General features: G+C 57.9%; 14 protein-coding genes. 3 read left to right on the top strand and 11 right to left on the bottom strand.

Annotated elements, in window-relative coordinates; genetic code table 11:
* Nucleotides 1-21: 21 nt before the first annotated feature.
* The 9 genes from DW349_RS15960 to DW349_RS15920 all read right to left on the bottom strand — a co-directional run bounded on the left by DW349_RS15960 (nucleotide 22) and on the right by DW349_RS15920 (nucleotide 6987).
* Nucleotides 22-486: a GNAT family N-acetyltransferase gene (locus DW349_RS15960; RefSeq protein ID WP_108124178.1), complete on the bottom strand. Its 465-nt coding sequence runs from the start codon at nucleotides 484-486 to the stop codon at nucleotides 22-24.
* Nucleotides 487-540: 54 nt separating this feature from the next.
* A complete protein-coding gene (locus DW349_RS15955; RefSeq protein ID WP_108124177.1) occupies nucleotides 541-1014 on the bottom strand; it encodes a GNAT family N-acetyltransferase in 474 nt (157 codons plus the stop codon).
* An 11-nt stretch (nucleotides 1015-1025) separates the two neighbouring features.
* A complete protein-coding gene (locus tag DW349_RS15950; protein ID WP_108124176.1) occupies nucleotides 1026-1421 on the bottom strand; it encodes a GFA family protein in 396 nt (131 codons plus the stop codon).
* A 25-nt stretch (nucleotides 1422-1446) separates the two neighbouring features.
* Complete coding sequence (locus DW349_RS15945) at nucleotides 1447-2025, bottom strand: hypothetical protein (RefSeq protein ID WP_108124175.1); 579 nt, start codon at nucleotides 2023-2025, stop codon at nucleotides 1447-1449.
* Nucleotides 2026-2087: 62 nt separating this feature from the next.
* On the bottom strand, nucleotides 2088-2825 hold the full coding sequence (nfsA, locus tag DW349_RS15940) for an oxygen-insensitive NADPH nitroreductase (protein WP_108124174.1): 738 nt from the start codon (nucleotides 2823-2825) through the stop codon (nucleotides 2088-2090).
* A gap of 135 nt (nucleotides 2826-2960) precedes the next feature.
* The gene (locus DW349_RS15935) at nucleotides 2961-4334 is read right to left on the bottom strand and encodes a short-chain fatty acid transporter (protein WP_108124173.1); all 1374 of its coding nucleotides are present in this window, start codon (nucleotides 4332-4334) and stop codon (nucleotides 2961-2963) included.
* 68 nt (nucleotides 4335-4402) lie between these two features.
* Nucleotides 4403-5587 (bottom strand): acetyl-CoA C-acetyltransferase, encoded by a 1185-nt coding sequence (locus tag DW349_RS15930; RefSeq protein ID WP_108124172.1) that lies wholly within the window; start codon nucleotides 5585-5587, stop codon nucleotides 4403-4405.
* Nucleotides 5584-6246 carry a CoA transferase subunit B gene (locus DW349_RS15925; RefSeq protein WP_108124171.1) on the bottom strand — a complete coding sequence of 221 codons (663 nt, stop codon included), beginning with the start codon at nucleotides 6244-6246 and terminating at the stop codon, nucleotides 5584-5586. Before DW349_RS15925 ends, DW349_RS15930 begins: the two co-directional genes overlap by 4 nt.
* A 24-nt stretch (nucleotides 6247-6270) precedes the next feature.
* Complete coding sequence (locus DW349_RS15920; RefSeq protein ID WP_108124170.1) at nucleotides 6271-6987, bottom strand: CoA transferase subunit A; 717 nt, start codon at nucleotides 6985-6987, stop codon at nucleotides 6271-6273.
* Between the two features lie 120 nt (nucleotides 6988-7107).
* Here DW349_RS15920 and DW349_RS15915 point away from each other — a divergent pair, with 120 nt between their 5' ends.
* A complete protein-coding gene (locus DW349_RS15915; protein WP_108124169.1) occupies nucleotides 7108-8019 on the top strand; it encodes a LysR family transcriptional regulator in 912 nt (303 codons plus the stop codon).
* 26 nt (nucleotides 8020-8045) lie between these two features.
* Here the strand turns inward: DW349_RS15915 and DW349_RS15910 are convergent, their stop codons facing one another.
* A complete protein-coding gene (locus tag DW349_RS15910; protein ID WP_108124168.1) occupies nucleotides 8046-8624 on the bottom strand; it encodes an NnrU family protein in 579 nt (192 codons plus the stop codon).
* Between the two features lie 131 nt (nucleotides 8625-8755).
* The gene (locus DW349_RS15905; protein WP_108124167.1) at nucleotides 8756-9262 is read right to left on the bottom strand and encodes a MarR family winged helix-turn-helix transcriptional regulator; all 507 of its coding nucleotides are present in this window, start codon (nucleotides 9260-9262) and stop codon (nucleotides 8756-8758) included.
* Between the two features lie 85 nt (nucleotides 9263-9347).
* On the opposite strand from DW349_RS15905, the gene DW349_RS15900 reads away from it, so the two are divergent.
* Both DW349_RS15900 and DW349_RS15895 read left to right on the top strand, forming a co-directional pair.
* Nucleotides 9348-10253 (top strand): EamA family transporter, encoded by a 906-nt coding sequence (locus DW349_RS15900; RefSeq protein WP_108124166.1) that lies wholly within the window; start codon nucleotides 9348-9350, stop codon nucleotides 10251-10253.
* 289 nt (nucleotides 10254-10542) lie between these two features.
* Nucleotides 10543-11976 carry a DEAD/DEAH box helicase gene (locus DW349_RS15895; RefSeq protein WP_108124165.1) on the top strand — a complete coding sequence of 478 codons (1434 nt, stop codon included), beginning with the start codon at nucleotides 10543-10545 and terminating at the stop codon, nucleotides 11974-11976.
* Nucleotides 11977-11996: the final 20 nt, after the last annotated feature.

Here is an 11996-nt window from a genome sequence, read left to right as displayed (position 1 = left end):
TGTCGGTTGTAATCAAGTCACTCAGTTTCCGATGTCGTGCTGCGCAGCATCAAACTGATAGTAGATATCAAACTCGCCTTCGTGTGTCGGCAGAAAACCATGGCGACGATAAAACGCATTTGAGCGGCTGCCTTTTAACGCGCCCAAACGAATGGTTTTTTGTAAACGCCTGGCATCGTCCTGAACGCGTTCGATAACGTTTCGTCCAATACCCAGACCTTGGTGGCTGGGTAGGACGTACAGATGGTCCAGATAAAGATGATCACTGTGATCGGTCAAGACGTAGAAACCAACTAAATTGTCTTGTAAGAAAATCTTCCAGGTGTCGTCGGGCTGGAATTTATTTAACAGCCGCTGCCTTATGACTTGCTCATCGTAGCGACCCAAAGCAACAAGGCTGGGTTTCATCGCATGAGCCCGAATATCTGATAGCGCCACTGCATCCGAAAGTGTTGCGCGAAAATAATTCAGGGACGGTTCGCTCATGGCGCTCGCATTTTCAAACTGTTGAGACAATTGTTGAAGGGAAAAATGCCACTGTTAATCCAGCGCTTTGACATACAGCAGGGTGGGTAAGCCATCCCACAAGTCGTGGGTCTGAAACAGCTTGTTAAAACCGCGATTCTCATAGAACGCCCGCGTCTTTTGATAGCCCGGGTGAGGCAAGGTGTCTCCAAGAGTTTTCACGTGCAGAAACTTGTAGCCGCGTTCACGGGCGAGCGATTCAGCAGCGGCCAGCAATTGTTTGCCAAGGCCGAAACGATGGTGCGCCAGACTGACTGCCATCGAATAAATTTCTGCCGTGGTATCGTAGTGCCATTGCAGTGAAATAACGCCTTCCACACCTTCATCAACGAACGCCAACAGCGTGTCGTTCTCGTTCAACTGCTCGGTGTAATCGGTGTTGATTTCTTCACTGCCAAACCAGCCGTCCAATTCATTAAAAATCTCATAGCAGCGTTGCCGGTGGCGGGCATTAAAGGGTTGGATGGTGATGCGTTTGGTTGCATTCATAGTTAAGCCATTCAGTCGCGTCCGACGTGCTGTGGTAACGCATCCGTAATCTCATACCAAACCGCTTTCGACCCAACGTATCTGTGTTCCATCGGGCGAATTCCCGGCTCGCCATCTACCGTGCCCAAGGCCACGCTAACCAAGCGGCCATCGCTATCCGGCATGCCAAGGCTTGAGCCGCAGTTCTTGCAGAAGGCCCAGCCTTTTCCTGGGTTCGGCTCGTAAATGCCAAGCTGATCTTCACCTTGCAGCCAGTGAAAATCGTCCGGATTAAAATCGGCATAGGTGGCAAATGCGGCGCCGTGAAAGCGGCGGCACATTGAGCAATGGCAATGTTCGGCTTCCAATAATGGGCCGTCAATTTGGTAGCGAAGTTGGCCGCATAAACAACCGCCTTGAATGCTCATTTTGCTTTCCTTTTTTGGCCGTTTTTCAGTCCATTTCCTTCGGCACGTACTTCGCTACTGATTCAATTTCCCCCAGGCTGCCGAATTCAACCGTCACTTTCGGCAAGCTTAGATAATGGCAGATTCGAATCAGCACTGCGCCAATGGCGATGGTGAGCAGGGCATTGAAACCAATCATCAACGTTTGGAAGTTTTCCACTTCGATGGCGTTGTTGAATGGCGTGGCGCGGGCCAGCGGCAGTTCGGCCATAAAGAGTGTCATCAGGACCAGGCTTAACACTTTCCAGAGTAAGCCGATGATCAGCAGTCTGATGAACAGTTTTCGCGCCCAGTCGTGACGGTGCAGTACGCCAACAGCGGAGACGAACAATAAAGTCGACAACAAAGTGAACAGGCCGATGATCCACTTCAGGTGCGCCGCCAGAAATCGGGCTAACGGCGGTGCGCCGATAAAGTCGTTGTTCAGTTGGGCGACAATGTTGGGAAAGAACCAGTGCAGCAATACGTTTTGCGTCGCGCCGATTAATGTCATCAGTGCGGCAAGAATGATAAAGACCCAGGCGAGGAGGGTGACAGAGTTGGATCTCAGTTCCCTTTCGGTCATGGACAGCGTCTCCTGAATTTGCGTCGAGCGGGTGTCGTTGTCGGCACCTCAAGTTGTGGTCGTTATTCTTTGATGAAACCGCGGCTTTGCAAGAAGGGCAGCATGTGCGGCCGGGCTTCTTTTTGCAGCATGCCGGAAATCTGTTCGGTCCAGCTTTGGCTACGCGGGTTGCCGGTGCGTGTCTGGTAGTACTGGCGCACGGTTTCATCATAGTCGCGCAGTGCGTCTACGTCGCCAGCGTCGCTGTAACGTTCCTGTTTCAACACGACCGACAGCGGCAAGCGCGGTTTCACTTCCGGGTTCTGGTCCGGGTAGCCCAGGCACAGACCAAACAGTGGATACGTCAGATGTGGCAGTTCGAGCACCTCGGCCACGTCGGCCGGGTTGTTTCGCAGCGCGCCGATGTAGCAAATGCCCAGCCCTTGGGTTTCAGCGGCGACCACAACGTTCTGTGCGAACAATGCGCAATCGACCGAGGCGGTCAGGAACTGTTCGGTGAAGCCACTTTTCATCGGCGCATCGTGCATCTGGCAGGCCAGTTGATGGCGATGCATGTCGGCGCAGAACACCAGAAAGACCGGCGCGTTGCTGACATAAGCCTGGTTGTTGGCGAGTTCTGCCAGGCGGTCGCGGCGTGCGCCTTTGCTGACCTGAATCACGGTGCAGGCTTGAATAAAGCTTGAGGTTGCTGCGGCTTGTCCGGCCTGGATCAATTCTTCGACCGTGCTTTGGTCAATTGGCTGGTCGGTAAAGGCGCGGATGGATCGATGGTTTTTGAGTTGGGTGAGGACGTCGTTCATCGGTGGCTCCAACCTGGGGGTGGCGGAATTTTATCACCGATCAGCGGCTTTTCCTCGCTCGCGCGTGCGGGGGCGTTAAAGAAGTGGGTTGCCCGGGCGGAGTGCCCGGGCAAGGCGGGGCCAGAAGCGTTGCGGTTAGAACAACAGCAGACCCAGGGAGATGATGATGCCAGAGCCCAGCAACGCCATGATGCAATAGCCCATAACGTCTTTTGCGCCCAGCCCGGCAACCGCCAGTGCTGGCAATGCCCAGAACGGCTGGATCATGTTGGTCCAGGCGTCGCCCCAGGCAATGGCCATCGCTGTTTTGGCGGGCGCCACACCCAGCACTTCACCGGCCGGCATCATGATCGGTGCTTGTACGGCCCATTGACCGCCGCCAGACGGCACGAAGAAATTCACGATGCCGGCGCTGAGGAAGGTGAACAGCGGGAAAGTGGTTTCGTTGGAAATGGAGATGAACAGTTCCGAGATGGCACCGGCCAGCGACATGCCGCCTGCACCGGCTGCGGTCATCATGCCCATGATGCCGGCGTAGAACGGGAACTGCAGCAGAATACCAGCGCAACTGCGCGCACCTTGCGTCACTGCATTGAGCAAACTTCTGGGCGTGCCATGCAGCAGGACGGCCGTGAACAGGAAGATGAAATTCACGATGTTCAGGTTCAGCGCGAAGCCGTTCTGAATGAAGTAATAAATGATGTAGGCAAAACCCATGACGCCCAACAGCAACGACACCAGTCGGCTGTTTTCCAAGCGCTCTGCCGGTGTCATGTTGGTTTTGTCGATCACTTTTTCCGCCGGTTTTTCCAGCAGCGCCGGATCAATCGTTACGGTTTGATTCGGTGCCGGATGCATCAGTCGATTGAGCAGCGGAATGGTGACAAACATGACCGCCAGAATGGCGAAGTTCATGGTAGAGAACAGCGTCACCGAAGTCGGAATCGGAGCGGTGACCGCGCCGTTGGTAACGGCTTGCAAGTTGGAGCCACTGGCCAGGGCCAACGGGATCGAACCCGACAGACCGGCGTGCCAGAACAGGAAGCCGCTGTAGGCCGAGGCGATCAGCAAACGGTAGTCGACATTGCGCACCCGGCCGGCAATTTCACGCGCGAAAATGGCGCCCACGACCAGGCCAAAACCCCAGTTGATCCAGCATGCCAGGGCACTGACGACGGTCACCAGAATGATGGCCTGGCCGGGTGTTTTGGCGATGCCGGCGAGTATCGCCAGTTTGCTTTTGAAAGCCGGTGCGCTGGCCATGGCGTGGCCGGTGACCACCACCAACGCCATCTGCATTGAGAACGTCAACAGGCCCCAAAAACCGGACGCCCAGGCGTCAACCACCTGCATCGGTCCTTGCCCGGTGATGGGCATCACCAACAGGAAGACGGCGAAGGTCAGAATGACGGCGAACAGAAACGGATCGGGTAAGTAGCGTTGCAGTAAGGTGACAAAGAAATTGCTCGACCGTTGTATGGCCGATGAATGTCCAACGAGTTGAGTCATGACGCTTTCCTATTTTTATATTTGTTGTATGACAGAGTGAATGAAAAGCGGGTTATTCACCCGCCGGTTTAAATGTCGGGGCGCGATACCAGCATGGAGATTCCCATCCCGCCGCCGATGCATAACGTGGCCAGGCCACGAGAAAGTTGTTGCCGTTGCAGTTCATGCAGCAGCGTAACCAGAATCCGACAGCCGGATGCGCCGATCGGATGACCCAGCGCAATGGCACCGCCGTTGACGTTCAGCCGGTCGTCCGGCAAACCGAGTTCCTGGCTGACGCACAACGCCTGCGCAGCGAACGCTTCGTTGGCTTCAATCAGATCGATGTCCGACAGCGACCAGCCAGCCTTTTCCAGCACCTTTTGGGTGGCGGCAATCGGGCCGGTGCCCATCAGCGCCGGGTCCACACCGGCGCTGCTGCAGGCATCGATTACGCCGAGAATCGGCAGGCCCATTTGTCTGGCGTACGCATCGGTGGTTATCGCCACCAGGGCGGCACCGTCGTTGAGTGCCGAGGCGTTGCCGGCGGTCACGCTGCCGTCGCTGCGAAAGGCCGGCCGCAGGCTCGCCAGTGATGCGGCGTTGGTGTCTGGGCGGGGCTGTTCATCCTGGTCGATGAGTTGCTCGGGTGCCTTGGGGTGAGCGATCGACAGCGGCAGGATTTCATCGTTAAAACGGCCAGCCTGTTGCGCCGCGTGAGCGCGTTGCTGCGAACGCACTGCGAAGGCGTCTTGCTGCTCGCGGCTGATGTCCCAACGCTGCGCGATGTTCTCGGCCGTCTGGCCCATGTGGTAGTCGTTAAAGGCGTCCCAAAGACCATCGACAATCATGCTGTCGATCAATTTCCAGTCGCCGAATTTTTTGCCGCTTCGGCTGCCCGGCAACAGATGCGCCGCCTGAGACATGCTTTCCTGACCGCCAGCAATGGCAACGCGGGCATCGCCATTGAGTACCGACTGGGCGGCCAACTGCACTGCCTTTAAGCCAGAGCCACAGACTTTGTTGATGGTCAGCGCGGTTACGCTGTCGCTCAAGCCAGCGTTCAGCGCGGTCTGGCGCGCCGGGTTTTGACCACAACCGGCGGTCAGTACCTGGCCCAGAATCACTTCGTCGATGGCGTCTGTTAATTGCGGTTGGCGCGCCAGCATGGCCGCCAGTAACTGGCTGCCCATCTGCACCGCGCTGAGCGATGCCAAGGCACCATTAAACCGGCCGATGGGCGTGCGCGCAGCAGCGATGATCACAGCTTTCATGCGTGAAACTCCATCTCAGGAACTTGGTCGGGAATGATCAGTTTTCCGGCCGTTTTTTCGCGAATTTCCTCGACCGAAACACCCGGCGCCCGCTCTTTTAACACAAAGGCGCCGTCGCGAATTTCCAGCCAGGCGAGGTCGGTCAATACCTGACGGATGCAGCTCTGGCCGGTCAGCGGCAAGGTGCAATGCGACAGCAATTTCGATTCGCCGTTTTTGGAAGCGTGCGTCATGGTGACGATGATGTTGCTGGCACCGGCCACCAGATCCATTGCGCCGCCCATGCCTTTCACCAATTTGCCAGGAATGATCCACGAGGCGATGTTGCCTTGAACGTCCACTTCAAAGGCGCCCAGCACGGTCAGGTCGATGTGGCCGCCACGGATCATGGCAAAGGATTCGGCGGATGAAAAAATGGACGCACCGGGGATGGCGGTAACGGTCTGTTTGCCGGCGTCAATCATGTCGGCGTCCAGCGACGCCTCGTCCGGAAACGGACCCATGCCCAGCAAACCGTTTTCCGATTGCATCATCACGGCCATGCCGTCGGGAATGTAATTGGCGACCAGAGTGGGAATGCCAATGCCGAGGTTAACGTAGTAACCGTCTTGTAATTCCTGGGCGACGCGTTGCGCCATTTGTTCGCGAGTCAGTGCCATCGGGCGGCTCTCCTGGAAGACTGATCAGAGCGCCGCAGCGGCGGGCGCGCGGACGGTTCGTTTCTCGATGCGTTTTTCAAACTGGCTCTGAATCACGCGGTCGACATAGATGCCGGGCGTGTGAATGTGATCCGGTGGCAGGCTGCCGACGTCGACAATCTCTTCCACCTCAACCACGGTGATGCGGCCGGCTGCGGCCACCAGCGGATTGAAATTCTGAGCGGTGTGGCGATAAACAACGTTGCCAAAACGGTCGGCCTTCCAGCCTTTGACGATGGCAAAATCGCCTTGAATGGCGGCTTCCATCAGGTATTCACGACCGTTGAACTGACGCGATTCTTTGCCTTCGCTGACGGGCGTGCCAACGCCGGTGGCGGTGTAAAAGGCGGGAATGCCGGCGCCGCCAGCGCGAATTTTTTCGGCCAGTGTGCCTTGCGGGGTCAGTTCAACTTTCAAGCTGCCATCGAGCAGTTGCTGTTCGAACAGAGCGTTTTCACCGACGTAAGAGGCGATCATCGTCGCGATCTGGCGGTCTTCGAGCAGAACGCCGAGGCCAAAACCATCGACGCCGCAGTTGTTGGATACCACCGTCAAGCGGCGGGTGCCGCGACGGCGGATTTCCTGAATCAGATTTTCCGGGATGCCGCACAGACCGAAACCGCCGGCCAGCAATGTCATGCCGTCTTCGAGCCCGGCCATGGCATCGGCGTAGCTGTGCACCACCTTGTCAAAACCCGCCATCTTGACTCCTTATTATTGTGAACGATCTTGAGTGAACGATGCTGAGTCAGCGCAGTTTGACCCAGCCGTATAGATTGATTAATTTTATTTTTCATATTTATTAATAAGAAAAATAAAATAATGAACCCCAAACAAGTCCGCGCCTTTGTGGCCGTTGCCGAAGCCATGAGTTTTGCCGACGCAGCGCAGCGGCTGCACCTGTCGCAACCGGCGCTGAGTCTGGCGATCAAGAATCTGGAGCAGGACCTGGGCGGGCGCCTGTTAACCCGAACCACCCGGACGCTGGCGCTCACCCCCGAAGGCGAGGTGTTGCTGAGCCTGGCGCGGCGTCTTTTAACGCAATGGGACAACGCCGAAGAGGAAATGAAGCAGCGCTTCAAGCTGCAACAGGGGCGCATCAAGATTGCCGCCATGCCATCTTTTGCGGCCTCGTTATTGCCGCGCGCCATTCGCCATTATCACCATTCCTACCCTCAGGTTCGGGTGGCGGTGGAGGACGTGTTGTCCGACACCGTGGTCGATCTGGTCAGTCAGAATCAGGTGGAGTTGGGGGTATCGTTCGAGCCGTATCAGGCGTCGGAGTTGGCGTTCTATCCGCTGTTTGAAGATCGGTTTATTGCCATCCTGCCGCCGGCGCACCCGTTGGCCGTGCTTGAGCAAGTGTCCTGGCGCGAACTGATGCAGTTCGATTTCATCACCTTGCAGCGCCCGTCCAGTGTGCGCGCCATGATCGAGCAGACGTTGAGCCAGGCGGATATTCAACTGGAGGTCGCATTCGACGCTCACCAACTGGCGACGGTCGGACGCATGGTCAGCGAGGGCGTTGGGGTAGCGGTGGTGCCGGCGTTGTGTCGTCAGCAAGTGACGGAACAGGGGGCGCTGTGTCGGCCGGTGGTGGCACCGGAAATCCGGCGGCGTGTTGGGGTGGTGTGCAAGCCGCGTTCAAGCCTGTCGGTGGCCGCGTCCGCCATGTTGGATGTGCTGATTGAAACGCTCTCAACACAACCGCAAGACAGCGTGCTGCCCGATTGACCAAGGCAGCACGCTAAGTTGTTGGCTTAACCGAACGGACGCACGCCAATCAGCAAACCGTGCAGCCACAAAGCGAACACAACGTAAGCGACAACGCCCACGACAATGGCCGCCGCATCACGGCCGATGCCCAGCACCGGGTAAGTGACGCCTTCGGTGCGGTCACGACGGCGCGAAACGGCAAAGTCGGCAATGGCCCAGACCAGGAAGCTGCCGAACAAGACCAAATCCGCCAGCGTACCGTTGCTGAGCAAATGCGCGAACGCCCAGGTTTTGGTTGCCAGTAACATCGGGTGGCCGAGCTTGGCTTTGATGCGGTTGCCGGGCACGTAAGCGGCGGCCAGTAAGATGAACGCCACCAACATCAGCAAGGCGGTAACGTGGTAAGTCCAGGCCGGGCTGACCCACAGCCAGGTGGGCGACAACCGCGCCAGGCTGTAACCCCAAACCAACAACGCAAAGCCTGCTAACGACACCACCGTATAAAGGCCTTTCCAGCCTTGCTCTCCGAGTCGTTCGAGCATGGATAAACGCCATTGGGGCGCAACAATGCGCACCGAATGGACGCCCAGAAATAACACCAAACCGAGAATCAAAACCGCCATGGATTTCCCTCCGTCCTGATTTAAAAATAGTTATTAGGTTGTGCACGGTAGGGGGCAGATTAGAGAGCGATAGCGGAACTGTATATAGACGGGAGTAACGCCGTGGTTCTGCCTTTCAGAACGGCTGAGCTTCAGGATTCACCAAGCGGCCGGTCACCCAGATCAATCGACAGGGTGCGCAGCAACCGGGTGAGCTGAATCTGCTCGGTGGTGCTCAGTGATGTTAGCAGGCTGGCTTCGGTCGCCAGATGTTGCGCCAGCGCCGCATCGACTTTTTCGCGCCCCGAATCCGACAAGCGAATGTTCACCGAGCGGCGGTTGTCCGGGTCGGTTTCGCGTTCCACCCAACCCTTGCTGACCAGCCGGTCGATGCGGTTGGTTATGGCGCCGGAGGTGACCATCGACGCCTGCATCAGTTGCCCGGCCGTTAACTGATAGGGCGCACCGGCGCGGCGCAGCGTTGCCAGAATGTCGAATTCGTGCGGTTGCAAGCCTTGCTGGGCGAAGGATTCGCGCAATCGGTTTTCGATCAAACGGGTCACCCGCGATAACCGGCCGATAACGCCCATCGGCCCGGTATCGACGTCCGGCCGTTCGCGTTGCCACTGTTTCAAAATCTCATCGACGCCGTCACGCATAACATTCCTTAACGTTGAACTGTTTGACGTTAGTCTAGCATCGACCTAACATTTTAACGTTAAACAATTTAGCGTTGAGGTTGAAATGACCCGCACCAGAATTTCCCAACCGCTTTGGCTGCTCACGCTCGTCACCGCATACGCACCCATGGTGTGGGGCACGACCTATCTGGTGACCACTGAATTTCTGCCGCCGGATCGGCCGTTCCTGGCGGGCGCGGTGCGGTCGCTGCCGGCCGGGCTGGCGTTGTTGCTGTGGGTGCGGCGTTTGCCTCAAGGCGTCTGGTGGTGGCGTTCGGCGGGTTTGGGTGTGCTGAACATCGGTGCCTTTTTCGCCTTGTTGTTTGTCGCGGCGTATCGCCTGCCCGGTGGCGTGGCGGCCACGCTGGGCGCGGTGCAGCCGTTGTGGGTTGCGGTTCTGGCCTGGCTGGTGTTGGCCCAAACGCCGACGCTCTGGCGGCTGGGTTGGGGCTTGGCCGGTGTTGCTGGCGTCGCCTTGCTGGTGTTGAACGGCGAACTCTGGCTCGACCCGGTTGGCCTGCTGGCCGGATTACTCGGCACCGTTTCCATGGGCACTGGCGTGGTGCTGACCCGGCGTTGGGGCAAGCCCGACAGCGTGCTGGCGCTCACCGCCTGGCAGTTTATTGCCGGTGGTTTATTGCTGCTGCCGTTGGCGCTGTGGCTTGAAGGTGTGCCGCCAAGCCTGGATGCGCGGGCGCTGGCCGGTTACCTCTGGCTGGCGGTGCCGGGGTCGGTGATTGCGTACTGGCTGTGGTTTCGCGGCATCGGTTTGCTGCCGGTCAGTTCGGTGTCGTTTCTCGGTTTGCTGTCGCCGGTGGTGGCAACCTTGCTGGGTTGGTGGGTGTTGGGCCAAGCGCTGTCGGCCTGGCAATGGCTGGGATTTACGCTGGCGTTGGCGGCCATTGTTGGGGCGCAGTTTCCCGCACCCAGGCTGGTGTTCAGAACTGCCCCAAATAAAGCGGGTGTTTGAGCAGCACGGCGTAGGCTTTCCAGAAGGTCGGTTTGGTGTGGGTTGTTGTCGTCATCGTAGTGCCCTCTGTCGGGGTTGGCTGAGGCGTTGCAATCAGCTTAGACGACAGCTTAGACGACCCGTTGAGTTAGTGTGAATTTATTAATCGAATACTTTTAATAGCTAATGACTAAAATTATTTGTCAGGATTTGAACGTCGTCATGGTGCCGAACCGTCCCTTGGGGTAAAGTGCACGCCCTCCGCTGTCCAGCGGGATTTTTCAGCTTCCATAAGAGACTTCCCCTCACGATGAGTTTTGCCCCTTTGGGCCTGGCCACCCCGTTGTTGAAAGCCGTGGCCGATCAAGGTTACGAAACACCTTCCCCCATCCAGGCTCAAGCCATTCCCGCCGTGCTCAAAGGCCGCGATGTAATGGCCGCCGCCCAGACCGGCACCGGTAAGACTGCCGGTTTTACGCTGCCGTTGTTGCACCGCCTCAGTGAAGGCCAACGCGCCGGCAGCAATCGCGCCCGTGCGCTGATTCTGACGCCCACGCGGGAACTCGCCGCTCAGGTTGGCGAAAACGTCACCGCCTACAGCAAATACCTGCCGATGCGCTCGGCCGTGGTGTTTGGTGGTGTCAGCATCAACCCGCAGATGAAAGCGCTGCGCTCAGGTGTGGATGTATTGATTGCCACGCCGGGCCGCCTGCTCGACTTGCACAGCCAGAACGCCGTTCGCTTTAACGATCTGGAAGTGCTGGTGCTGGACGAAGCCGACCGCATGCTCGACATGGGTTTCATCCACGACATCAAAAAAATCCTCAAACTGCTGCCGGCCAAACGCCAGAACCTGCTGTTCTCGGCGACGTTCTCCGACGAGATTCGCGCCCTGGCCAAAGGCCTGGTGAACGACCCGGTCGAGATCGACGTCAGCCCGCGCAACTCGACGGTGAAAACCGTCAGCCAGACGGTGTACACCGTCGATAAAAAACGCAAACCGGCGCTGCTGACGCAACTGATTCAGGATGGCAACTGGCGCCAGGCGCTGGTGTTCACCAAAACCAAGCACGGCGCCAACCGCCTGAGCGAGCATCTGGAAAAGAACGGCATCCGCTCGGCGGCGATTCACGGCAACAAAAGCCAGAACGCCCGCACCAAAGCGCTGGAAGGGTTCAAAGCCGGCAAGATTCATATTCTGGTCGCCACCGACATCGCCGCGCGCGGCATCGACATCGACCAACTGCCGCAAGTGGTCAACTTCGATCTGCCCAACGTGCCGGAAGATTACGTGCATCGCATTGGCCGCACCGGCCGCGCTGGCGCCACCGGCAAAGCTTATTCGTTGGTCAGTGCCGACGAAGCCAAATTGCTGGCGGCGATTGAACGGCTGACCAAGCAGAAAATTCAACGCACCACACTCGACGGTTTCGAGCCCGACCAAAACGTACCCGAAGCCCGTGCCGACGACAAACCGCGTCGCCCGAATGGCAATGGCGGTGGCAACGGCAACAGCCGCTCGCGCAACGGCGGCCAGGGCCAGCGCCGGGACGGACAATCGCGCGATGGTCGTCGTTCGGAAGGCAATCGTTCCGGCAACCGCAGCTCGGGTAACAGTAATTCGGGCAATCGAAATTCAGGCAACAGCCGTTCGAGCAGTGGCAGTTCGAGTGATGGTGCGAATCGCAATCGCCCGTCTGGAAACCGTCGCTCGGGGAACCGATCTTCCGGTAACAGAGTCTGATTTTTCGCAATAAAAAAGGG

The sequence above is a fragment of the Saccharospirillum mangrovi genome, from assembly GCF_003367315.1.
Lineage (GTDB): Bacteria > Pseudomonadota > Gammaproteobacteria > Pseudomonadales > Natronospirillaceae > Saccharospirillum > Saccharospirillum mangrovi.
Note: the sequence above shows the minus strand (reverse complement) of the source record. Positions and strands in the feature narration are given on the sequence as shown.

Coding starts and splice junctions, on each gene's coding strand:
- DW349_RS15960 (WP_108124178.1), bottom strand. CDS start 486: ATGAGCGAACCGTCCCTGAATTATTTTCGCGCAACACTTTCGGATGCA.
- DW349_RS15955 (WP_108124177.1), bottom strand. CDS start 1,014: ATGAATGCAACCAAACGCATCACCATCCAACCCTTTAATGCCCGCCAC.
- DW349_RS15950 (WP_108124176.1), bottom strand. CDS start 1,421: ATGAGCATTCAAGGCGGTTGTTTATGCGGCCAACTTCGCTACCAAATT.
- DW349_RS15945 (WP_108124175.1), bottom strand. CDS start 2,025: ATGACCGAAAGGGAACTGAGATCCAACTCTGTCACCCTCCTCGCCTGG.
- nfsA (WP_108124174.1), bottom strand. CDS start 2,825: ATGAACGACGTCCTCACCCAACTCAAAAACCATCGATCCATCCGCGCC.
- DW349_RS15935 (WP_108124173.1), bottom strand. CDS start 4,334: ATGACTCAACTCGTTGGACATTCATCGGCCATACAACGGTCGAGCAAT.
- DW349_RS15930 (WP_108124172.1), bottom strand. CDS start 5,587: ATGAAAGCTGTGATCATCGCTGCTGCGCGCACGCCCATCGGCCGGTTT.
- DW349_RS15925 (WP_108124171.1), bottom strand. CDS start 6,246: ATGGCACTGACTCGCGAACAAATGGCGCAACGCGTCGCCCAGGAATTA.
- DW349_RS15920 (WP_108124170.1), bottom strand. CDS start 6,987: ATGGCGGGTTTTGACAAGGTGGTGCACAGCTACGCCGATGCCATGGCC.
- DW349_RS15915 (WP_108124169.1), top strand. CDS start 7,108: ATGAACCCCAAACAAGTCCGCGCCTTTGTGGCCGTTGCCGAAGCCATG.
- DW349_RS15910 (WP_108124168.1), bottom strand. CDS start 8,624: ATGGCGGTTTTGATTCTCGGTTTGGTGTTATTTCTGGGCGTCCATTCG.
- DW349_RS15905 (WP_108124167.1), bottom strand. CDS start 9,262: ATGCGTGACGGCGTCGATGAGATTTTGAAACAGTGGCAACGCGAACGG.
- DW349_RS15900 (WP_108124166.1), top strand. CDS start 9,348: ATGACCCGCACCAGAATTTCCCAACCGCTTTGGCTGCTCACGCTCGTC.
- DW349_RS15895 (WP_108124165.1), top strand. CDS start 10,543: ATGAGTTTTGCCCCTTTGGGCCTGGCCACCCCGTTGTTGAAAGCCGTG.